Raw genomic sequence first — 24,392 nt, 5'->3', positions numbered from 1 at the left:
GCAGGAAACCCAAAGGCATTCGGAGTTTCCTAACCAGCAACAAGTGGAAGTAATTACTTCACAGCCCATTCATGGATACCAGTCGCCGCTTCTTTGGGTAGCTGGATTTCCATCCGCAAGGCGGTGGTTTTCACCGGGGCGAACTTGACCATGTTGTACTTGTCTTTGGCTACCTCGTAAGCCGTGGTGTTTTTCACCGGTACCCACTTATCGCCTTGCTTGTAGAAGATCTGGTACGAGGCCGGGATGGTGCAACCGCCCCACGGACTGTCATCAAACCAATACACCTGCGACTCAGATACCGTATGCTCCCCGTCAAAGTCCAGTTGCACGAACTCCTTGGTGTTTTTGTTCGGCCACCAATGCAGGTAAGGGTAGTTGGAATCTCTGGAATCCTGGGGATCATACTGGTCTACCAGAGAGGCCAGGGTTCTGCTGTTCTTGATGGAGGAAGAGATTTTGCTGGTGGATGCGATGGTAGGCGCCGGCTGCGGCTTGGCGGCCGAGGCTTCATAGGGAACCCACACGGTCATGTCCACTGAGCCGCGGTTGGCCCAAGAAAAGTACGGGATGGCTTTCACCGCCTGCTTTGTTTGCAGCAACGCGGTGGTATTGGCCTGCCGTTTGGTACCAACGCCGTTGGTGTTGATCACCTGCACACCCTTCAGCAGACTCGCCTCAAAGGTTTCCTCCACGGGAGCGTTTTTATCCACCAGAATGTTGTGCACCAAATTGTCTTTGTTATCGGGTCCTTCCAGGCAGTACACCAGGGGGCCACGCTGGAATGAGAACTTCCCGATGTCGTCTTTCACGTTTTTGTTCGCCAGCACCTTCTCGGTTTCCATGGGCAGGTCTAAGGTGATTTTGTCGCCTTTTTTCCATTTTCGCTTCAAAACAGCGTAGCCTTTCTCGGTGCTGTATTGGATGGGTTTACCGTTCAGCTTCAAGACAATCGGCTTCTTGGTGGCATCAGCGAAGGTGTACAGGTCGCCGGGCACCGGCTGTTGCTGGGCCCAACAGGGAATCCGTACCCTAAGGGTAAAGTCCTTGTTTTTCTGCGGGTCTACCTCCAGGTCAACGGTGCCGTTCCAGGGGTAATTAGTGGTCTGTTTCACTTTTACCTGACCCGCGGGCAGGCTGATGTCGCTGGCGCTGGTCATGAATAGGTTCACGTAAAGGTCATTGTTGTTCTGAGCGTACACATACCCAGGCACCGAGGGCAGAAACCGCGTCATGTTGGAGATACAGCAGGCGCAGCTGAACCACTCGCCCCGTTGGTGTTGCCCCATGGAAGCCAGCGGATTGGGATAGAAGAAACGGTTTCCTGTGAGGGAAATGCCAGACAACAGACCGTTATACAAGGTTCTCTCCAGCACGTCTATGTATTTGGAATCGCCGTGCAGCAGGAACATGCGGTTGTTCCAATACACGTTGGCAATAGAGGCACACGTCTCGGCGTAGGCCGACATGTTGGGCAAATCATACGCCTTCCCGAAGGCCTCTCCGGCCCCTGTTGCCCCGATGCCGCCGGTAATGTACAGTTTCTTGTTCACCACATCGTTCCAGATAGCATCAATGGCTTTCAGGTAGCTTTTGTCCCCGGTGAGTGCGGCAATATCGGCCATGGCGGTGTACATATAGGTGGCCCGCACCGCGTGCCCTACCGCTTCCTGCTGATCCACCACGCGGGCGTGCGCCTGGTTGTACTCGGTTCCTTTGGGTCCGCGCACATCCAGAAAGAACTTGGCCAGATCTAAATACTCTTTCTTGCCGGTGATTCTGTAAAGTCTCGCTAACCCGATCTCCACCACCTGGTGGCCCGGATACTTTTCTTCTTTGCCGTAACCGAAGTCCTTCACCAACAGATCAGCATTTTTCAAGGCGATGTTCAGCAGGGTCTTCTTACCGGTGGCCTGGTAATGGGCTACCGCCGCCTCAAACAGGTGACCCGAGTTGTACAACTCATGGCTGAGTTCCTCCTCTTTCTCCCACCGCTTGCTCCCGATCCACTCATGGGGCTTGGCCGCTTTCACCGTCCGGAAGGTGAACAGGTACCCATCCGGTTCCTGCGCATCCCCGATGATGGTGATCAGGGAATCCACGTAAGCGTCCAGCTTGGGATTTTTCTGCACCTGCATGGCGTAAGAAGCGCCCTCTATGACCTTGTAAATATCGGTATCATCGAAGGTGAACTGGCTGAGCTTGTCGCCTTCCATTTTCCCCGCCGCCCGCAGAAAATTGTCGATGCGGCCCTGTTCCCGGCTTTTCTCCAAAGTATGCGGAATGGTCACCGTGGCGTTGACCAGCATCTTGGGCGCCCAGAACTCATCGTGCACATGCACGTGTGTGAACGGCACCGGCTGGATGGGATAATCATTGTGCTGGTGCTGCGCCACTGCGGGTTTGGCGATAATCACAAACCCGGTGAGGGCAATGGCCATGAATCTGTTGAAGAACATAGTGTCAAACGTTAAGGCTTTGGATACTGGGGGAAGAATGGAAAACCAGCACTGGTCTGCCAGTGAAAATGCGTGTCAAGAAGACACCTTTTATACAACCAAATATAGTTTTCCTAAACCACTTCCCCTGACCGGATATTAGCCGATGCTTCCACCATATTAACATAGAGTTAACATCAATCTCTGTCAAATACCTATCAACGGTTTTTTGCCTACTTTCCTAAAAACACCTTGAAAACACAACTGAGCAAAAAGCTGAAAAGCAAAACGGCCACTTACGCGTATGTAAGTGGCCGTTTTTATATCTATGTAGATGTTCCGGTAACTGAAATTGCTCTCAACCCGCAGAACTCCTGAATTCTTCCATATTTCTTGGAACAGGATTTCCCAAGAGCCTGCTTCCCTCCGAGGTGATGAGAAAGTCCTCTTCAATCCTGATACCGCCGAAATCTTTGTAGCCTGCGACCTTGTCATAGTTGATGAAGTCAGCGTGCATCTTCTCCGCCGCCCACAGATCGATCAGATCAGGGTTAAAGTAAAGGCCGGGTTCCACCGTCAAAACGAAGCCGGGCTCCAAGGCGCGGGCCAGTCGCAGAGACTTTAACCCGAATTGGGTACTTTTTTTCTGGTTCTCGGCGTAGCCTACATATTCCTCTCCCAAGTCTTCCATGTCATGGGTATCCAGGCCCAGCATGTGGCCCAAGCCGCAGGGAAAAAACAACGCGTGGGCCCCTTGCGCCACGGCTTCCTGTGTATCGCCTTTCATGAGGCCGAATTGTTTGAGTCCGTCTACGAGCGAGGCACAGGCCTGCAGGTGCACGTCTTTGTATTGCACGCCGGGTTTCAGCATGGCAACGGCTTGCTCGTAGGCCGTCAGCACCACTTGGAACATTTCCTTTTGCAGGGCCGAAAAGGTTTGGTTCACGGGGAAAGTACGGGTCATGTCGCCGGAGTAATGCATGGCCGAGGCCGCGCCGCAGTCTACCAGTACCAATTGCCCTTCCTGCAGTTGGGTAGGGCTGTAATGGTTGTGCAGAATCTGGCCATTCACCGTCAAGATGGTGGGGAAAGCCAGGTTCCCGCCGTCCCTGATAGCGATGGCCTGCAGTTGGCCCGCCAGCTCGGCCTCGGTCATTCCGGCCCGGGCCAGAAGGGCGGCCGTTTTCAGCATCTCGCCGGTGGTGTTGATGCCTTTCTCAATTTCCACCACCTCTTCCGGAGTTTTGATGGACCGCTGGGCCACGATGGCTTTGATCAACGGCACCGATACCATGGACTTAATAGAAGCCGGTGAGGTTTGCAGCCAGGCACTTAGTTTCAATAGGTTCTCCGGCCGGTAAGGCGGCAGAAAGTGGATTTCGCGCTTTTTCGCCAAAGCTTCCGGGAAAAAGGATTCCAGGGAAGACAGCGGATTGGTCGCGAAAACCCCTACTTCGCTGGCTTGCTCCCGGATGGATTTCTGCGGACCCATCCAGACAATATCATCCGGCGTTAGCTCATCCCCGAACATGATTTCAGCATCCGCTTCTACATCCAGCACCGCTACTAATCCGGCACGATCAATCCCGAAGAAGTATAGGAAGGTACTGTCCTGCCGGAAAGGATACCAATTGTCTTTGTAGTTCATGCTGCTCTGCTCGTTGCCCAGCAACACAATCACCCCACTTCCTACTTGCTTTTTCAGCCGTTCTCTCCGGCTTACATACGTTTCTTTGTTGAACATACTTATATCTCATGTCAGATGCCCGAACCTCACCGAAAAGCGCTTCCGATTGGTAGGATTGGGAACACCCTGGTTCTTTAAATTCCTGTTGAACCCCGCTGCCGCTGCAGGCCGTTGATGCGGAGTCGTTTAAGGGCAATTTTACAAAAAACACCTCTAAAACGACCTCTAATGCTATTTACTTTTAAACTGAGCCTGCGGCTGGGCAGATCCCGAGATGGGCTTTATCATGAACTGCATTTCATAGGAGGCGTACGGCAGGCGGTACTTCTCCAAGGGCCAGGAACGCCAGCTGTCTACCCCACCAACGCCCATTTGGGCGAGATCTATATTTAGCTGGGTTTGGGGTCTGGGCTTCAACTCCCCGGCGTGCCGTTGCTGTTTCTCATCTCCATCATCCAAATCCTGGTCGAAGTAATGCAGGGCACTCATGCTGAGGGGCTGGTCTGAGGTCACCAGCAAACCGTTTCCGGCGTTATTTGTGACTTTGTACCAACGGATGTCGGTTTTGTTTCCGGTCTCCTGCGGACGCACATAGGGGAAATACTGCTCCGCTACGGTTTGCTTGTACACACCCAAATGCGCGCTGAAATTCCGGTCCTGGTAGTTCTCGTGCGGACCCCGGCCGTAGAATTCCACAGCGTTGAAACCGGCCGGCAGAATCCACTGCATCCCGAAACGGGGCAGCATCACAACATTTTTGGAAGTATCAGCTTGCAGGTGCTGCCGTACCAGCATCTCGCCGGCATTGTTCAATTGGTACTGCACCGATAGCTGGCCTGACCCTTCCGGAAGGGTGTACACGGCCTCCACCGTTACCACCTTGTCCTTTTCTGAGGACGTAAGTTTCTGCAGTTGAGCCTGCTGCGAAGCGTTTTTCCAGACCTTCAGCTTCGTTTGCAGCCCGGCCCCGAAGTCATTGTCATTGGGCGCCCGCCAGAAGTTGTTTTTCAGGGCAGTACCAGCCTCTAGGTAATTCACACCCTCCACCACGTACTGACTTAACCAACCGGTTTTCTTGTCAAAGCTGATAGAACCAGATGCGAGCGGAATGGTAAGGGTATTGGCCGATTCTTTCACTTGCACGGCTGCTTGTCCTTTCAAGGTCAGTTGTTGCGGGCTGCTCTTGCGCAAGGTCAACTGCTCTGTGGCAATGATATGGCCGGCAGGTACCAATGGCTCGGCGTTCTTGAGTTTGTAGGTTAGATTCAGGAAAACCTCGCCAGAGTTGGGAAGTTTAACGGGCACTTTCACCTGAGCGGTTTTCTGCGGGCCTACTTTCAGATTAGCGATTTCGCCCGATTTCTTTTTGACGCCGTCCACCACTAGTTCCCATTCCAGCTTTACGTTCTCCAGCTGGGTGAACAGCTTCTCGTTGTACACCGCAATGGTGGTGGGGTTCACCAACGAAGAGTGGATGTCCTGGTACACTTTCTTCATTTCCCAGGCATGCGGATACGGTTCCCGGTTGGCGTAAAAAATCCCGTTGCAAAGGAAGTTCTTATCTGAGGGTACTCCTCGGTCCTTTGGACCGTAGTCACCGCCATAGGTGTAAATGGTGTCGCCGGCGGCGTTCACCTCCTGAAAGGCTTGGTCCACGAAATCCCAGATAAAACCTCCTTGAAATGCGTGCTTGTTCTCTCTAATTAGCTTCCAGTAATCGGTGAAATTGCCTAGGGAGTTGCCCATGGCGTGGGCGTACTCACACATGATGAAGGGCCGCTCTGGCACGGGGTTAGCCTTGGCGTAGGCTGCCATCCCCTCGGGGGTGGGGTACATGGGCACAATCGCGTCTGAGTTCCACTCCCAGGTAAAGGTCCTGTAATCCGCTACGGCGCGCTCATATTGGACCGGACGGGAAGCATCACGGGCTTTCATCCAGAGGTAAGACCGGTAGAAGTTGTACCCGTTTCCGGCCTCGTTTCCCATACTCCAGACAATAATAGACGGATGGTTTTTGTCCCGCTCCATCATGCGTTGTACCCGCATCAGGTGCGCGTCTTCCCAGGAGGGTTTGTTGGCCACGGTTTTGGTGATGTCATAGCCCATGCCGTGCGATTCAATGTTGGCCTCGTCTACCACGTACAGGCCGTAGGTATCGCAGAGCTCGTACCAATACTCATCGTTGGGGTAATGGCTGGTGCGCACGGCGTTAATGTTGAACTGCTTCATGAGTTTAATGTCGCGCAGCATGGCTTCTTTGGAAATAGTTTGCCCCGTTTTAGGATCGGTTTCGTGGCGATTCACGCCTTTCACCAGCACTGGCTTGCCGTTGACCAGCAGCTTTCCGCCTTTGATTTCCACCTCTCTAAAGCCCACCCGCTGCGGAATGATCTCGGTGACAGTGCCTTTCTCGTCTTTCAGCCGGATGATGGCGTGGTACAGATTCGGGGTCTCAGCGGACCACAATTTGGGAGCGGTCACTGCCAGATTGAAAACGGCGGAGTCTGAGGTAAAAGTGATCTGTTGTTGCTTGATGAGTTTCTTTCCCTCTAACAGCTGAAAGTCAGCGGAGATGGGCTGAGTGGGTTTCTGGTTTAGTTTAAGCTTTACGCGCAAAGAAGCGTTCTTATAGGCATCATCCAGATCAGGGGTTAGTTCCACATCATACAGGTGCACCGGGTTGCGGGCCAACAGGTAACAGTCGCGGGTGATGCCGCTGAGGCGCCACATGTCCTGATCTTCCAGGTAGGTACCATCACACCAGCGCATAAGTTTGAGGACAATCAGGTTCTTGCCGGGTTTTAGGTGAGAGGTGACATCAAAATCAGAGGGAAGTTTGCTGTCTTCGCCGTAACCTACGTAAGTGCCGTTCACCCATACCGCCAGGTTTGATTTGGCCGCCCCGATGTGCAGCACCACCTGCTTGCCTTTCCAGTTCTGGGGCAAGGTGATCTCGCGGCGGTACACAGCCGTGGGGTTTTCCTGCATGGGCACCACCGGCGGATTGGGACGCATTAGGTACGTAAACTCAAATCCGGCGCTGGAATAAATAGGGAAGCCATAGCCATTTACCTCCCAGTTTCCCGGTACCTGGAAGGTTTTCCATTGGCTGTCGTTGAAATCTGTCGCTTCAAAGCGAGCGGGCAGATCTGCGGGGTTCTCCACCCATTTGAATTTCCAGTCGCCGTTTAAGTTCAGGTAATTGGCAGATGTTTTCCAGTCCGCTTTCTGCAAGGCTGCCTCAGTCTCATACACTTCATACGAACTGTGCATAGGCATTCGGTGCTCCTCGTTCCGGCGTTCGTCCAGCCACATAGGAGCCTGCGCCCGCGCCGCTATACCGGTAATTAGGAACAACAAAGGAGCTATTCTTTTGAAAAGAGAAAGTAGCGAAGGGGAAGCAGGATGAGAAGAAAAAATCATGATGTTTAATCGAATGATGCCAGCTTGAGCTTTAAGGCTGTTTTACCAAAAGAAAGTCTAAAACTGGCAGAAATTATTTGTTAGTAGAATGTAGTTTCGGATGTAATCTACTCCATCCGTTTTTATCAAGTAAATGGATTAAAATAAGCAGACCTCCTCTTCTCTTTGTCATTTTGAAAGGATCTTAGTGGCAAGCGATAGTAGCGTCTAAACATAGCTTCACAAGTTCGCCCACAAGATCTTTCCAAGATGACAAGAGGTGTAATCAAGAGGTGTTATTTAATTTGCACCAATACCTAGGTTAAGCCAACTTTTGAAAAATCAGCCCTAAAACGGGGAAGGTTATTCCACCGGCCGGAGGATAGCGGCCCAGCCGCCACCACCGCTCATTTTCACCTGGATCGTCTCCCCAGCTTTTACTGTTTTGGTTTCGATTTTGTAGTCCTGCGGATGACGATCGGCGTTGATGCCGTCGCGGAGGATTTCCATCTGATACGTCTTTCCGTCCAGGAACACGAGCGGAAGACTCAGGTCCCGGGCATCCCAGTTGGTCATGCCGCCGATGTACCAGTTCTTACCGTTTTTCCGTGCCATGGCCACATACTCCCCGGACTTCCCAGCAAGCGCCACAGTTTTGTCCCAGGTGGTGGGAATCTGGCTGATGAACCTGGTGCACTCCGGGTCCTTGAGGTAGTTGGTGGGGCTGTCGGCGAGCATCTGCAGCGGACTTTCGTAAATCACGTACATGGCCACCTGGTGCGCCCGCGTGCCCTGGCTCATGGGTTGGTTAAACACGTCTTTGAAGCCCACCTTGGTGGTATTCACCATGGCGCCGGGCGTGAAATCCATGGGTCCAGCCACCATGCGGGTGAAGGGCAGCGTGACATTGTGCGTGGGGGTGATGATGTCGCTCCATTTGTTGTTCTCCAGCCCTTTCACACCCTCGTAACTCAGCACGTTGGGGTACTTCCGGTTCAGCCCTACGGGTTTGTAGGCGCCGTGCAAATCCACCAGCAGTTGGCGCTGGGCAGCGGCTTTGGCTACGCGCTCATAGTAATTGACCATGTACTGATCACCGCGCGCCATGAAATCTACCTTCACCCCTTTCACACCCCATTTCACAAACTGGTCCAGAATCCCGTCAATGTCTTTGTCCAGGGTGTTCCAAAGGGCCCACAAGATCACGCCCACCTTCTTGCTGTTGGCGTACTGCATGAGCGCCTCCAGGTCCAGGTCTTTGTTGGGCGCCATCAGGTTGGTGGTGGCCGCCGACCAGCCCTCGTCCAGAATGATGTACTCCAAGCCGTATTGGGCCGCGAAGTCGATGTAGTATTTGTAGGTATCGGTGTTCACGCCGACCCTGAAATCCACGCCGTAAATGTTGTTATAGTTGTACCAGTCCCAAGCGACTTTCCCAGGCTTGATCCAAGCGGTCTGCTGCAGCACGTTGGGAGTGGCCAGTTTGTACACCAGTTCCGTTTCTAGCAGGCCTTTGTCATCAGTGACGATGAGCGTACGCCACGGAAACATTCTTTTGCCGGAGGTGCGGGCGATGTACCCGGCTTTGCGGGTGATCTGCTCGCTGCGGTCACTTCTGGGTTTCAGTTGAGACTCCAGAATCACTTTGGGAAAGGCTGACGTGAGCCGTTGGCCGCCTGTTCCGAACAGAAACAAGTTAGGATAATCGTACAAATCAGATTCGGTCAGGAGCACTTTGGTGCCCTTCGCAGAGGTAAACATCAGGGGCAAGTACCCGTACTGCTGGCTGCTGATGGAGGCTAGCGTGGTGTCTTTGAAAGTAGCCTCGTAATGCGACTGAAACTCTGGGTCTTTTTCCTGAGGCCAGTACACTTGGTAGTTGCCACCCATCTGGAAATCGGCGGTTTCGTGCTGTACCTCGATTTCCTTAGTGGGGAGGTTGGTTTCAAACCGGTACGCGGCACCATCGTTATAAGCCCGGAAATGCACCAAGTAGCCGCCTTTGCACTGCAGTTTCAGCTCGTTGTAGACATCGGGGATCAAGCGGTTCTTCACCGGCACTACCGCCGTAATGGATTCCTTTACTGATTTCCTGCTGTCCTTCTGCACCTTCGGGTTAATGCCCAACTTCTCCCCTGAAATCAGGGTCATGCTCAACGGACTCGGCAACAACACGGTCTCCCCTTTCCGGGCCACCGACCACTTGATCACATCCGTGACGCTTACTTTTATCTGGATGTTCTTATCGGGAGAGGTAAGCAAATAGTCTTTCGCGAAAGCGGCTGTGCAGGTGAACCAGAGACACAGCAGTAGGGTCAGAATTTTCCCGAGGAGGTTTCGTTGCATGAAATTTTATTTTGTTTTACTAAAGAATTGACCAGATACATTTTTAAGCTGATTTCAGAAAATCAGCTTAAAAATGTATCTGGTCCAATGTAGGACAGCAGGATGAATGCTTATTTTCCGCCCGGCGGACAATATTGCCTCAGGTAATTGGTAAACAAAGTGGCCAGGTGTTCAGAGGTGCCTTCGCCCTCTGAAATGCTGTGCGACCTATTGGGATACGGCATCATCTGAAACTGCTTGTTGTGCTTGATCAACTCGTTGATGAGCTGCTCGGCGTTGTTATAGTGCACGTTATCATCGCCGGTGCCGTGGATGTAGAGCAGGTTGCCTTTCAGGTTTTTGGCGTGGGTGATGGGCGATCCGTTCACGAAATCTTCAAGGTTTTCCTGCGGCAGCCCCATGTAGCGCTCCTGGTAAATGTTGTCATAGGTAAGCTGGTTGCCCACTGCCGCCACGGAGATGCCGGTTTTGTAAATCTGCGGGTATTGGAACAGCAGGTTGAGCGTGGCCGAGCCGCCGCCGCTCCAGCCCCACACTGCCACCCGGGAAGTATCAAGGAAAGGTTGCTTCAGAATCTCCTGCGCAGCCATCGCCTGGTCTTTGATGTTGAGTTGGCCCACTTTGCGGTAGATGCTTTTGCGCCAGTCACGGCCCTTCGGACCGGGCGTGCCCCGGTTGTCCACGGACACGTACACGTAGCCATCATCCGCCATGTTGCCTTGATAAAGGTTGTTCCTGCCGGTGCCATAGCTGTCCAGCACCGTTTGGCCTGCGGGCTCGGTGTAGACCTGGAACACCACCGGGTATTTCTTCTTCGGATCGAAGTTGGTAGGCTTCACCATCCAGGCATCCATTTCCACGCCTTCGGAAGTTTTTACCTTGAAGAACTCCACCGGTGAATTGGCTTTATTGGATTGGGCCAGGGCCTGTTCTACCGCACTGGTGCCACCCAGGGCTTTATGGTCGGGCAGGGAGATGGATTCTGAGGCGGGTCTGGTGTAATGGCTGGAAAAACTGTGGAAGGCAAACTTGGCGTTGGGTGACACGGTGTACTGGTGCGTACCAGGTTGCGAGGCTGGGGAAAGCCGTTCCAGTTTGCCTTTGCCGTTCAGCTTCACGCGGTACAGGTATTTCTGGGTGGCATTCTCCGGCGAGGCCATCACATACACGTAGCCTTCCGGCTCGTTCACGTTCACGATGGACATGACATCATAAGCGCCTTTGGTGATTAGGGATTCCTTTTTACCGTCGCGGCTTACGCGGTACAAGTGACGCCAGCCGTCTTTCTCGCTCGCCCACAGGAACTCTTTGCCGTTGTTCAGCCAGTCCCAGCCGCCATTGTTGTAATTGCTGTCCCAGGTGGAAATCACATCAATCCAGGCTTGGTCTTTTTCCGAGTGGATGTTGGTGGCTTTGCCGGTAGTAGCGTTGCAGAGGAACAATTTGCTCTCGTTCTGCTTGCGGTTCAGTTGCTGCAAGATGATCTCGTTGGCATTGGCAGCCCACTCCATGCGGGGCACGTAATTCTGGCGGGGATCACCGGGCACGTCCATCCATTTGGTAGCGCCGGCGGCCACGTCTATCACGCCAATTTTGTAGGGCGAAGGGGCTTCCCCAGCCGCCGGATATTCCACCGGCAATACCTTGGAGTAAACGCCATCGGTGAGGTTGAACATGAAGTAATCTTTCACGTCTGAGGCATCTATCTGCCAGAACGCGATCTTCTTGCTATCAGGGCTCCAGCGGAAACCATCGCGGCAGGCGAACTCCTCTTCATAGACCCAGTCAAACGTACCGTTGATGCGTTTGCGGGTGCCGTCAGTGGTGAGCTGTTTTACCTGTTGCGAGGCGATGTCCTCTGCATAAATATTGTTCTCGCTCACGTACGCCACCTGCTTGCCGTCTGGCGAGAACTTGGCGAACATCAGCGAGGAGACCGGCCGCCCGGCGCCGAGCTGCTGCAACTTCTTTGTTTGTCGGTCATAGACCCAGTAATCGCCGCGGGTGTGATAGCGCCATACTTTTTGGGTATTGGTAAACAACAGCACTTTCTGTTCATCGTCTGAGAAAGCGAAACTGCGCACCCTCAAAGGCTCGGTTTTCCCGGCGGGCACTAACTGGCCCTTCTCCACCAGCACCTGTTTGGTTTTACCTGGCAAAGTATAGGCGGTTATGCTCCCCTCCTCCGGCACCACATAGGTATTCCCAGATTTAAGCCAAAACACGCCGCCCCGCTGCTGCGCGAAACCCGGAAGGCCCAAAGCCAGCAGTAGAAGAAGTAAGAGGAAAAGTGGTTTTCTGGAAGAGTGGCGTGGCCTGTTATGCATAGATTTATTGAAGAGGATTCAACTGCAGTATCGTATTTTTTAAAAGAGCCTCCAAGTGCTTGTTTAGGACAAACCTTGTTTTGGCCTACTTTCCAATAAATGGGCTTAAATCAAAGGTTGAAAAGGATGCCGCACCATAGGACATACCTATTCCAACGTACTTATTTTCTGGAAGCGGATTTTCCGTTGGCATTGCCGTAGAAGCGCCAGTTAGAAACAAAATCTTTGGGTAGTTGCTGGTTGAGCAGGATGGCGCGGACCATCTCCACTGGCATGTTGTTTTCCTGGATAACGGCATCATGAAACTGCTTGTTTGTCATTTTGCCGCTCTGCACCAGTTCTTTGTGCAGAGCGTAGAATTGCAGCCCACCGATCATGTAGGCCAGCTGGTACAAGGGACTGTACCGGCCCTCAAAGGAGCGGCGCACCTCGCCTTCGGCATTGGCGCGTTCGTGGCCTACGCGGTCCACCAGGAAGTCAATGCACTCCTGCGGGGTCCATTTTCCCAGGTGATAATTCAGGGAGAAGATGATGCGGGCGCAGCGGTGCATCCGCCAGAAAAGCATGCCAACGCGGTCCTCGGCAGAGCGGGGAAACTTCTGGTCCCAAAGCAGCATCTCCCAGTAGAGCGACCAACCTTCGGTCCAGAAGGGCGTGTTGAAGTCTCTGTAGGCTTTGTAGCGGTTGTTCATGAAACCCTGTAAGTGGTGACCGGCGATAAGCTCATGGTGCACGGTGGCGCGGGAGAAGTGCGGGTTGTTGCCGCGCATGCTCATGAGTTTGTCTTCATGGGCCATGGTGCTGGTGGGATAGGAGATGATGAACGTCTCGCCGCCCAGGAAAAAGGGGTTCACCAGTTGCCGCTCGGGGCTCATCATTAGCATGCGCCAAGTCTCCTCGGCTACGGGCGGAATGGTGATCAAATCCTTCTCTTTCAGGAACGCCACCGACTGGTTGTACAAATCCAGCATGGCTTCGGGCTGTTTACCCGCGGGTACGTACAGATTCTTGACTTTTTCCAAAGCAGCGTGCCAGTCTTTCCCAAACCCCATCTCCTGCGAGGCTTTGAGCATTTCCTGATCGCACCAAGCGAATTCCTTATTGGCGATGTCAATCAGTTCCTCGGGGGTGTAGGGGATCATCTCATACTGAAGCTGACGGATCAACTCGTCTTTGCCAATAGGGTTGCCCACGATGCCGCTCTGGTCTATCTTCTGGCCTTTGGCGGGAATCTTGCCTTTTTTCTCGGCCAAGGCCGCGTACTGGGTGAGCAGGGTGTCTACTTTCTTGTAGGGTTCTTTGGTCCACCAAGAGAAGCTGGGCTCGTAGTCATAGTAGAACGTGTAGACACTTTTTAGGGCATCTTTCAAGTCCAGCGTGACACCTTGCAAGCGGTAGGACAGGTCCCGGTCTAACCGCGGTTCAGCCTCCAAAGCAGTTTTAGAAATGGTTAGGCTTTTCTCAATCAGGTTCAGCTCGGCGGCAATTTTCTGGCCGTCCACGTTTAGGCCGCGGCGGCGCGGTTTCTCCAGGGCGTAGATCTTTTCGGCGAACGGCACCCATTTGCTGATCTGGCTGTACTCTTGGGCGGCCACGTCCAGCAGGCGCAATTCCTCGGCCAGGTTCCGTTTGGTGAGCAGATAATCTACTCTGCTGCCGGTGTTTAACTGATCGTAATTTAGGGTGTTCAGCTGCTGCTGGTATTCCTGGTATAATTTCTGAAAACGGGCCGTAAACTCAGGTGAGTTCTCCATGAAATAGAACCGCCGCAGACTCCCTTCATCGGCTTTCAATTTTACCAGCAGGTTGTTCACCTCGCTTGTCTGCTCATACAAAGCATTAGAGCTCTGGGCATGGATGGTACCAGAACTGAGGAAAGTAAAGGCAAGGGGTAAAAAAGAAAGCTTCAGGAAACGGGGGCAACGGTGGGTCATGGTTTTCAGAAAGGGCTTAAGGATCTTAGGTGAACAGGGTAACGGAGGTTCCCCTCTCCCTGGGAGAGAGGAACCTGCTAAGATGTTAACTGTACCGGTCCGGCGAGAAGGCGTCTATGGCCACCGATGATTTCCGGTTCATGAGTTCTTCGGTGAGCAACTTGCCGGTAGCCGGGGCCAGGCTGAGGCCCATCATGCTGTGGCCGGTACCGAACAGCACATTGTTCCAGCGGCTGGTAGCGCCAATGTAGGGCAACCCATCCGGCGAGCACGGACGCAACCCGCTCCAGATTTTGTCTTTTTCTGGAAAATCGGCTTGAAAACCGCCGTAGTACTTGGAGATGGAGTTGTGAATCCCTCTCACCCGATTCAGGTTGATGCTGGTGTTGTCATTGGTGATTTCCATGGTGCCGCCAAACCGGATCTGATCCCCAAACGGCGTCACCGCTACCCGAGCCTCGGTAAGGATGGCGGGCCGCTGGATGGCAGGAGAATTCTTCGTGAGGAAACTGTAGCCTTTGCCGCCCAGCATGGGCATGTTGATCTTGAGTTTACGGGCTACCTCGCCAGCCCAGTTACCAGCCGCGATGATCACCTGGTCAGAGGCAAACTCGCCTTTGTCGGTGATCACAGAAGTGACGGAACGGCCCGAGGTGGCAAAGTCCAGTACCTCGGCGTGGCGCACGATCTTCACGCCTTTTTTCTCCAGGTGCCTGATTAAGTAAGCATGCAGCTGCGCCGGGTTCAGGTGCGCATCTCCGGGGAAAAAGACCCCACCGCACACGTCCATTCCGGCGTACGGCTCCATTTGTCGCACTTCGTCCGGAGACAAGATGTCGGTTTCCAGACCGTGTTTGCGGGCCAGGTGCGCAAATTCTACTTCTTCATGGGCGGCTTCCTCGGTTTTAAACAGCATCAAGAGTCCTTTTTCCTGGAAGCCTACTTCCGGCGAGTTATGCTGCCCGGCGAATTCCCCGTACAGGCTTCGGCTGTAGAGACTCAGGTTTTTCAGGTACGGAATGCTGTATTCCACGTGCTTTTTAGTGGCCGCTTTGTAGAACAGCAGGCACCACTGCGCTAAGCGATAATCCAACCGGGGATGGATGTAAAACGGGCTGGTTGAGGAGAGCATCCACTTCATGCCTTTCGCAATGATGCCCGGCGAGGCCAGCGGCACGATGTGGCTGGGCACGATCATGCCGGCGTTCCCAATGGAGCAACTGTTGGCCATGTCTCCTTTGTCCAGGATGGTGACCTCGAAGCCTTCTTCTACTAAGTAATATGCTGTAAAAAGGCCGATGATGCCGCCCCCCACAATGGTAACTCTACTCATATTAAATCACTTGGAATCCGTGGACATAAGGGTCTTCATCATCAAAGAAGATGGTGTTGAGCCCTGTAACAATAGCCCAGCCTTCAATGCCGGGCAGAATGGCTGGTTTGCCGGCGACCGTAGTTTCGCCTTCAATGGTGCCGTTGAAAATAGATCCGATGTAGCTTTCATGCACAAACACATCGCCGGGTTTCAACTTGCCTTTAGCGTACCACTGGGCCATGCGCGCCGAGGTTCCGGTGCCGCAGGGCGACCGGTCAATGGCTTTGTCGCCGTAGAAAACCGCGTTACGGGCCGTGGAGGTGGGTTGCAAGGTATCGCCGGTCCAGAGCACGTGCGACATGCCTTTGATGGTGGGATTCTCCGGATGCACGAAGCTGTACTTTTCGTTCATCCGCTCCCGGATAACGCGGCTCCAAGCAATCAGCTTATCGGCGGTAAACTCCTGCAGGCCCGGGAAATTCTCCTGCGGATCAATGATGCCGTAGAAGTTTCCGCCGTAGGCCACATCAATGGTCAGTTCGCCTAGGTCCGGACATTCCACCGTCAGACCCTCGGCGGCCAGGTAGGAGGCCACGTTGGTCAATTTTACGGATTTTACCTTTTTTCCTTCCTGTTTGTATTGAATTTTCACCAGGCCGGCCGGAGCTTCCAGGCGCAATTCGCCGGGCGTTTTAGGCGTGATCAGGCCTTCTTCAATGGCAATGGTCACAGTACCGATGGTGCCGTGTCCGCACATGGGCAGGCAACCACTGGTCTCAATGTACAAAACCGCTACATCATTCTCCGAATCATGCGGCGGGTACAGAATGCTCCCCGACATCATATCATGGCCGCGGGGTTCAAACATGAGGCCTTTCCGGATGTAGTCAAATTCTTGTAAGAAGTGCTGGCGCTTTTCGCTCATGTTGGCGCCTTGTAAAACAGGTCCGCCGCCAGCTACCAGGCGTACCGGGTTTCCGCAGGTATGGGCATCAATACAGAAAAAGGTTTTTCTTGCCATAAGGGGTTAAATGCTGTCTTTGGTGAGTTGTCCATCCACGGTACGCCAGATGGAAAGGGGGTTCTGATCTTTTAATTCATTGGGCAGGAGTTCCTGCGGTGCCGATTGGAAGGTAATGGGCCTAGCAAACCGCTTGATGGCGTTGGTCCCCACCGAGGTGCTGCGGCTGTCTGAGGTAGCCGGGAACGGTCCGCCGTGGGTCATGGCGGGGCTTACCTCCACGCCTGTCGGCACGCCGGCGAACAACAGTCGGCCGCATTTCTCGCGCACGGTGTCTACCAGGTTTCCAGCGGAAGCAAGTTCATTGTTCGTTCCCCAGATGGTACAGGTCAATTGGCCTTGCAGCACTTCTGCCGCTTGCTCTAATTCCTGCAAGTCTTTGTAGGTCACCACCAAGGTAAACGGACCGAACACCTCTTCCTGCAAGGCCGTGTTTTTCAGCCACTCGTTTACAGTAGTTCTGGCCAGGGCAGCGTTGCCGGTCAATACATCTTCCTCGGCGGTTACCAGGGTCTCTACTCCGCTTTCTGCCAAAAGGCGGGTTAAGCCTTGATAGTAATTCTTGGAGATGCCTTCATGCAGCATTTTATCGCCGGTAGATTCGCTTAGTTTTTGGGAAAGGAGATCCAAAAAGGCTTCTGTGGTTGAGGACTGGGGGTAAAACACCAGACCAGGACAGGTGCAGAACTGCCCTACGCCCTGCAATACAGAGGCAGCCGCCTGTTCCGCTAAAGCGGCTGTTTCTGATTCCGCTTTTTCGGGTAGCACTAAAATGGGGTTGATGCTTCCCATCTCGGCATACACCGGAATAGGTTGCTCCCGCTGGCTGGCCATGTCAAAGATGGCTTTGCCGCCTTTGTAAGAACCTGTGAATGCCACCGCCTTGGTTTTAGGATGCTTCACCAGCTCCTGCCCTACCTCAATACCGCCGCTGACGTGCTGAAATACACCAGCCGGCAAGCCGCTTGACTCAAGGGCTTTCTGAATAGCCCCAAACACCATCTGCGAGGTTTTAGGATGACCCGGATGCTCTTTGTACACCACCGGGCAACCAGCCGCTAACGCCGAGGCAGAGTCTCCGCCAGCGGTAGAGAAGGCTAATGGAAAATTGCTGGCACCAAACACCACTACCGGCCCCAAAGGGAACAGCATACGGCGTAAATCGGCTCTGGGCAGGGGTTTTCTGTCGGGCAAGGCGGGGTCAATGGTGGCTTCCAGCCAATCACCCCTCTCCAGAAGATCAGCGAAAGACTTGAGTTGGTTTGTGGTCCGGCCCCGTTCTCCAGTCAATCGCGCCAAGGGCAGATTGGATTCCTGGCTGGCCACCTGCAACAGTTCCTCGCCTAGTGCTTCTATCTCAGTAGCAATTGCTCTCAGGAAATTAGCTTTGGTCTTAGCGGATGCTTTTTTATAAGAATGAAAGGTGTTCTCTGCGGTTTGAAGTACCTGGTCTAACGACGTATTGGGCATTATTTTACCTCCGTTTTAATTGGTCCTGACCATTATAGGTCTTGGACAGCTAACAAGATGGCCCTATAATACCTAAGCCCACGTGCATTCACATGGGCTTAGGTTTCTATAAGGATATAAGATGTTTTTCTTTTTTGAAATCAGGCAAAACCGGACGGTTCTCCAAGGCCTCGTTAATGATGGCCAGAACTTGTTCGCGTTCAGCACCTTCTAAAGGCAGACGCGGCAGACGCACTGCTTCGGTTCCCAGATTCGTGCAGACTTCTGCTAGTTTGATGTTCTGCACCAGTTTAGGATGGATGTCTAATTCCAACAGCGGATAGAACCACCGGTTAATGCTTACGGCTTCCTCTAAGCGGCCCGCTTTTACCAGGTTGTAAATGGCTACGGTCTCAGCGGGGAAAGCGCAGACTAAACCAGCTACCCAACCATCGGCACCCAGCACCAGGCTTTCCAGGGCAATGGTATCTACGCCCGAAAGAACCTTAAATCTATCGCCGAAACGGGTCTTCATCTTGGTGATGTTGCCTACGTCGCGGGTAGATTCTTTCACCGCCTGAATGTTGTCTTCGGAGGCAAGCTCTTCAAACATGTCCAAGGTTACCAGAATGCGGTAGTCCACGGGGTTGTTGTAAATCATGATAGGTAGTGGCGTGGACTGGGCGATTGCCTTAAAATAAGCCACAGTTTCCCGGTCATCGGCTTTGTAGCGCATGGGCGGCAACAGCATCAACCCACTCGCGCCGTTTTTCCGGGCATCCTCAGCCGCCTGAATCGCTTTGGCAGTGGACTGCTCGGCCACGTTCATGATCACGGGCACCTTCCCGCCCACAAAAGCCACTGTTTCTTTTACCAGGGTTGCTTTTTCTTCATCTGTCAAGGTGCTGGCTTCCCCTAAGGTACCCCCTAAAATGATACCTTCCACCCCGGCATTCAGCTGAGCCTCAATATTGGTCAGAAATGCAGGAATATCAAGTCGGTCATGCTCCGTGAACTTGGTGGTGACAGCAGGGAAAACTCCTTTCCATTGTACATTCATGGCGTGCTTTTTTTATGTTACTGTATTAGATTTTACGATTTCTAGACCTTTATAAGAGCTTAACAAAACTACCTCAAAGGGGCTGAAGGGAATTCCTACATTTTACCCATTGGTGATACAGAATTATCAATTAGGCTTTCTGTGCAGATTTATCAATTATGTTGGTTAAATTTAGGTACGTTCTTCGTTTACTTTTTCTCACCCATGCCATGAAACCCTTACATTTCAAAATTCCGAGAACATCTGGGGAATCCGTCCGGATTCAGTATGATGCACAGCGCCATTTCTACGAGAACCTGCATTTTCACCCGGAATTGCAGATCATGGTGATTTGTGAAAGCACCGGAACCCGTTTTATTGGCGACAGCATTGGCAATTTCAAGGCCGGTGATATCATTCTTTTAGGTTCCAACCTGCCCCATGTGTTCCGGAACGATAAAAAATACTACGAACCAGACTCTGAACTGAAAGCCATCAACATCTCGGTCTTTGTGGACCTTGCGTCTTTTGAAGATAATCTTTTTTCTTTACCCGAGGCCCACGCGCTGCAGAAATTATTGCTCAACAGCAAGCGGGGCTTACTCATTGGAGGAGAAACCCGCAAGAAGGTGTTGGCCCTGATTCAGGACATGCGCGCGATGAAAGGGTTTGACCGGGTTATCCAAGTGCTCATTATCCTGAACCTCCTCTCCAACTCAGATGACCTGGAAACACTTTCTTCGGTGGGTTTCAACGCGAACCTCAATGAGTCTGATAACCGCAAGATCAATGATGTTTTCAACTACATCATGAACAACTTCACCGAAGACATCAAACTCAGCGATGCCGCCAACGTGGCCAACATGAGCGTGAATGCGTTTTGCCGCTATTTTAAGCAACACACCCAGAAAACGTACTCCCAGTTCCTGAACGAGATCAGGATTGGCCACGCCTGCAAACTTCTGATTGAAGACAAATGGAACATCAGGGAAACGGCGTTTGAATGCGGGTATGACAACATCTCCTATTTCAACCGCCAGTTCAAAGACATCACCAACTTCACACCTACCGAGTTTGTGAAGCTCCACAACACCAAATTCACCAGTGACTTTTCTTTGGTAGAAACTACCCAAGTGTAGCGTCTGGAATTTGGGTTAACTGATTTGTCAAATTCTGTTTTGAAGCCGTTTTAAAATTTTCGGGCTAAAATCAGGATTTCGTTTTTTCCTGGTCTTTGATCTCCCAGGCGGGCGGGTCTATGCCCAGCAGGTGCTTCACGAAGTAATCGCGACGCTTGTGCTCCCCGTATTCTCCGCCGGACGAGTGGCCCATGCCGGGCACCATCAGGAAGTCAAAGTTCTTGTTGGCTTTGATCAAGGCATCTACCAGTTGCAGCGTAGACGCAGGATCAACGTTGTCGTCCAGTTCGCCCAAAATCAACATGAGTTTGCCTTGCAGTTTATGGGCGTTGACAACATTGGAAGACGCGGCGTATTCTGGCCCAATGGGGAAACCCATCCACTGCTCGTTCCACCACATCTTGTCCATGCGGTTGTCATGGCAACCCGCCGAAGAAACGGCTACTTTGTAAAACTCCGGATGGAACAACAAGGCTCCAGCCGAACTCTGCCCTCCGGCCGAGGTTCCATAAATTCCCACCCGGCTTAAATCCAGGGAAGGATACTTCTGAGCAGCAGCTTTCATCCAGGCAATGCGATCTGGGAAGCCAGCGTCTTTAATGTTTTTCCAGGCAACGTCCTGGAAGGCTTTGGAACGGTTAGAGGTTCCCATGCCGTCAATCTGCACCACCACAAATCCCAACTCGGCCAGTTCCTGCATGTGCCTGGTGCCGGAGTTGAACGTCTTGGGTACAAACGCGCTGTGCGGCCCGGCATAGATGTATTCAATGACTGGGTAAGTCTTAGCGGGGTCAAAGTTGGTCGGCCGAACCAAGATTCCCCAGATATCGGTTTGCCCATCGCGGCCCTTGGCCGAAAACACCTCAGGTGCTTTCCAGCCAGATTTTGGCAATTCAGAGGCATCGGCTTTCTCCAACTCCATCACCACTTTTCCGTCGGCGGCACTTCTGAGCACCGTCACCGGCGGGCTGTCTACTCTTGAATAGCTATCCACGAAGTACTTGAAATCAGGTGAGAACGTGCCGGTGTGGTGGGCATCCTCTTTGGTGAGGGCGGTCAGGCCGGAGCCGTCAAAATTTACGCGGTAGTACTGCACCAGGTATGGGTCCTGCCCCGCCTCGCGTCCGCTGCCTTCAAAAACGATGCTGCGGTTTTTCTCATCTACGTTCACCACTTCACGCACGACCCAATCGCCTTTGGTGATCTGGTTTTTCACTTGACCAGTGGCCCCGTCTATGAGGTAAAGATGGTTCCAACCATCGCGCTCAGAGGCCCAGATGATCTCCTTACCATCACCCACATCCTGCCGGAATTTCTTGCCGCTGTAGTCAATGAAGGTTTTGCTTTCCTCTTTAATCAGGTCCCGCACCTTACCCGAGGCAGCATTCACTTCCAGCACCTTGTAGGCCTGGTGTCCCCGCTGGTTATACTCTACCGTAAACGCCCGCCCATCTTTCCGCCAGCTGGGGTTAGAGAGGTCATATTGCTGGCCTACCCCGAAAAGAGAAGGATCAACAGCAACCTGCCTTTTCTCTTCAATCAAGAAAAGCTGGGGTGCTCTTTGCGGCAGCGCATCGCCGGGTTTCAGGTAATTGCGGGTATGTAGTTTAGGCTGCAACTGGTCTAAGGGCGATGATTCAATCAAGTATAACAGATGCTCCTTGTTGGCCCTCACCCGGTTGGTAGCTAGTTTCTTTGAATCCGGGGACCATTCCAGAAAAGAAGAATAGTACTCTCCTGCCGAACCGTCAAAGCTTAACTGATGCTCCACTTTCTTGTCTTTTGCAGAACGGATGTAAACGTTGTAATTCTTGATCAAGGCCTCCCACTGTTTGTCCGGAGAAAGTACCGGCTTGTTGCCTTGGTCACTCCAACGGTCTCCCCAATAACGGTTATCTCTTTCCTCGGCTTTGCCCAGGTTCTGCAGTTTGTATGACCCTAAGTTGGTTCGCCACCTGGCTCCTTCGGCTACAAACTCCAGGGCTTTGCCATCCTCCACCAACGTGATCTCCGTGAAAGGCAGGTTGTAGGCCTCCACCGGTTTGCCCAGTGCCACAGACAATTCCTTCGCTAGTTTCTGCTGGTCAAAGGCAGGCTTTTTGGAGCGCTTCTGAGCATTCACCAACATGAATTCTTTCCCTTTTGGTGTCTGCCGGATGTACCAGAAAGAATCTTTCCCCTTCTCCCAACTGAAGCGGGACGGCGCATAGAACACCTTCGTGTTCATGGCCACTTTCAGTTTCTCCGCCCGCTCATAATCAACTTTGGTTCCCTGCGCCTGCACAGCGCCAGAACCCAGAAGCACGAGGGCACAAACCAGAACCTGTTTCAATGCCGCGGAATACTTACTAGGCGAGGTTGTAGAAAGGCGGAGGAAGAGATGCATAGTTGGATGTAATTAGTGGATGTGTATGGCAAGATGTCTTTATTACAAGCAATTTCTGTTCAGCATATTAGCATGTCCTGATACCATATTAGCAGACCTGCTGTAAAACCTAGATGCTTTCCTTTCTGGAGGACTCCACATAGAAATTCGGGTCCAAGGTGAGTTCTGTTCCGGCTTTCACGCCGCTGAGTTCTTTCCAGGCGGTACCCGGCTCCAGCCATCTCTCTTTGCCGTTCAGGTACACTTTTACAGGTAGGTTGAACCCGTCTACGGTGTTGGTCCAGCGGTACTTGAGGGAATTTCCGGCAAGCTGATATTCTAGCTTAGGAATCCGGATGTCGCGCAAGTATTGGTTGAAGACTGGGGTGAGGTCACGGCCCACTTGTTTGCTCAGGTAGTTCTCAATCTGCTGGGTGGTCACGGTCTGGTGGTAGAACTCTTTGTTGAGCCCCCGCAGAATATCGCGCCACTTTTTGTCATTGTTGACTACCTGCCGAAGCGTGTGTAGCATGTTGCCACCTTTGGGATACATGTCGCCGGAGCCTTTGTGGTTCACGTTGTACTCGCCGATGATGGGCTGCTTGTTCCCGATGGCGGCCCGGGTTCCGATCACGTATTCGCGGCCGGCTTTCTTCCCGTAGTAATACTCCACAAAAAGGTTCTCAGAGTAGTTGGTGAAACTCTCGTGGATCCACATGTCGGCGATGTCTTTGTAGGTGATGTTGTTGGCGAACCACTCGTGTCCCGATTCATGGATGATGATGAAATCGAACTTCATGCCCCAGCCGGTGGACCCGCTGGGGTCCTTGCCCCGGTAGCCGTTTTTGTACCCGTTTCCGTAGGTCACGGCACTCTGGTGCTCCATGCCCGTGTAAGGTACCTCAATCAGTTTGAAACCGTCCTCATAGAACGGATACGGCCCGAACCAGTGTTCAAACGCCTTGAGCATGCGGGGCGCGTCTTTGAACTGTACCTTGGCTTTCTCCAGGTTCTCTTTCAGCACATAATAGTCCAGATCCAATAGGCCTTTCTCGCCTTTGTATTTCTCGGAGAAATGCACGTAGTCGCCAATGCTCAGATTCACCCCGTAGTTGTTGATGGGGTTGGCCACAAACCAGTGGAAGGTTTTGGTACCGTCTGTATTCTTGGTCACACCCCGGAGTTTCCCGTTGGAGACATCCATCAGGTTCTCCGGCACGGTCACGCTGATCTGCATGCTATCGGGCTCATCGTACATGTGGTCTTTGCAGGGCCACCACAAGCTGGCGCCGTCGCCCTGGTTGGAGTTCGCCACGAATGGTTGGCCATTGGCGTCTTTTTTCCAGGTGATGCCGCCGCTCCAGGGTGGGTTCTTGCTCACCACCGGTTTGCCGCCGTAATACACCTCCACGGTGTTCACCGCACCTTTCGTCTGTTTCTGATCTAACTGCACAAACCAAGCGTTTCCGTCGCGGGTGAAGGTGAGTTCTTTCCCGTTCTGTGTTACTTTTTCAATCTGCATGGGTGGCTGTAAATCTACCTGCAGGCGCTGATTGGGCGAGAGAACTTTGTAGGTGATGGCGTTCATGCCTTGGATGGTGCTATCGGCGGGGTTCACCTTCACGTTGAGGTGGTAATACTCCAGATCCCACCAGGCCCGCTCCGGGGTGATACTTCCCCGCAGGGTATCCTGTCGGGTAAACGTTTTGGTCTGCGCCTGCGCGGCGGTAGCCCATAGCAGCAGAAAAAAGACTGACAAAAAACAGATTCTCACGCTAAGTGATTTAATATATATAGGAAAACTGATCAGGTGTCTCAGGCCCGATTTTCAGAAAACAAGCCCAAAATAGATATTGCAAAACTCAGGAGTACACCCTGGCCCAGACCTGGCGAAAAGCATGGATCCAAGCAAGCGTGCCTCTACCTTTTA

Annotated in this window: 13 protein-coding genes; 1 reads left to right on the top strand and 12 read right to left on the bottom strand. The window is 52.7% G+C overall.

The features are described 5' to 3' along the window. Positions 1-53: 53 nt before the first annotated feature. From ACY0JR_RS19990 to ACY0JR_RS19945, 10 genes are all read right to left on the bottom strand, one after another. A complete protein-coding gene (locus ACY0JR_RS19990) occupies positions 54-2,459 on the bottom strand; it encodes a glycoside hydrolase family 127 protein (RefSeq protein WP_462635938.1) in 2,406 nt (801 codons plus the stop codon). 337 nt (positions 2,460-2,796) lie between these two features. Then, positions 2,797-4,182: an aminopeptidase P family protein gene (locus tag ACY0JR_RS19985; RefSeq protein ID WP_462635937.1), complete on the bottom strand. Its 1,386-nt coding sequence runs from the start codon at positions 4,180-4,182 to the stop codon at positions 2,797-2,799. A gap of 174 nt (positions 4,183-4,356) precedes the next feature. Beyond that, the gene (lacZ, locus tag ACY0JR_RS19980; protein WP_462635936.1) at positions 4,357-7,548 is read right to left on the bottom strand and encodes a beta-galactosidase, LacZ type; all 3,192 of its coding nucleotides are present in this window, start codon (positions 7,546-7,548) and stop codon (positions 4,357-4,359) included. 342 nt (positions 7,549-7,890) lie between these two features. Then, positions 7,891-9,873, bottom strand: a complete 1,983-nt coding sequence (locus ACY0JR_RS19975; protein WP_462635935.1) for a glycoside hydrolase family 97 protein — start codon at positions 9,871-9,873, stop codon at positions 7,891-7,893. 110 nt (positions 9,874-9,983) lie between these two features. Then, a complete protein-coding gene (locus ACY0JR_RS19970) occupies positions 9,984-12,200 on the bottom strand; it encodes a S9 family peptidase (RefSeq protein ID WP_462635934.1) in 2,217 nt (738 codons plus the stop codon). 161 nt (positions 12,201-12,361) lie between these two features. Next, positions 12,362-14,134: a DUF885 family protein gene (locus ACY0JR_RS19965; RefSeq protein ID WP_462635933.1), complete on the bottom strand. Its 1,773-nt coding sequence runs from the start codon at positions 14,132-14,134 to the stop codon at positions 12,362-12,364. Between the two features lie 85 nt (positions 14,135-14,219). Beyond that, positions 14,220-15,467 carry an NAD(P)/FAD-dependent oxidoreductase gene (locus ACY0JR_RS19960; RefSeq protein WP_462635932.1) on the bottom strand — a complete coding sequence of 416 codons (1,248 nt, stop codon included), beginning with the start codon at positions 15,465-15,467 and terminating at the stop codon, positions 14,220-14,222. A 1-nt stretch (position 15,468) separates the two neighbouring features. Next, positions 15,469-16,470 (bottom strand): 4-hydroxyproline epimerase, encoded by a 1,002-nt coding sequence (locus tag ACY0JR_RS19955; RefSeq protein WP_462635931.1) that lies wholly within the window; start codon positions 16,468-16,470, stop codon positions 15,469-15,471. Between the two features lie 6 nt (positions 16,471-16,476). Further along, the gene (locus ACY0JR_RS19950) at positions 16,477-17,940 is read right to left on the bottom strand and encodes an aldehyde dehydrogenase (NADP(+)) (protein WP_462635930.1); all 1,464 of its coding nucleotides are present in this window, start codon (positions 17,938-17,940) and stop codon (positions 16,477-16,479) included. A gap of 106 nt (positions 17,941-18,046) precedes the next feature. Continuing rightward, positions 18,047-18,979: a dihydrodipicolinate synthase family protein gene (locus tag ACY0JR_RS19945; protein ID WP_462635929.1), complete on the bottom strand. Its 933-nt coding sequence runs from the start codon at positions 18,977-18,979 to the stop codon at positions 18,047-18,049. 209 nt (positions 18,980-19,188) lie between these two features. Between ACY0JR_RS19945 and ACY0JR_RS19940 the strand changes: the two genes are divergently transcribed. Further along, on the top strand, positions 19,189-20,097 hold the full coding sequence (locus tag ACY0JR_RS19940; protein ID WP_462635928.1) for an AraC family transcriptional regulator: 909 nt from the start codon (positions 19,189-19,191) through the stop codon (positions 20,095-20,097). Positions 20,098-20,167: 70 nt separating this feature from the next. On the opposite strand, the gene ACY0JR_RS19935 is transcribed toward ACY0JR_RS19940, so the two are convergent. Both ACY0JR_RS19935 and ACY0JR_RS19930 read right to left on the bottom strand, forming a co-directional pair. Continuing rightward, positions 20,168-22,483, bottom strand: coding sequence for a S9 family peptidase (locus ACY0JR_RS19935; protein WP_462635927.1), 2,316 nt, complete (start codon positions 22,481-22,483; stop codon positions 20,168-20,170). A 109-nt stretch (positions 22,484-22,592) separates the two neighbouring features. Then, a complete protein-coding gene (locus ACY0JR_RS19930) occupies positions 22,593-24,221 on the bottom strand; it encodes a M1 family metallopeptidase (protein ID WP_462635926.1) in 1,629 nt (542 codons plus the stop codon). Positions 24,222-24,392 lie beyond the last annotated feature (171 nt).

The organism is Rufibacter sp. JT3400010, assembly GCF_054956755.1.
This window is presented reverse-complemented; position numbering and strand designations above follow the sequence as displayed.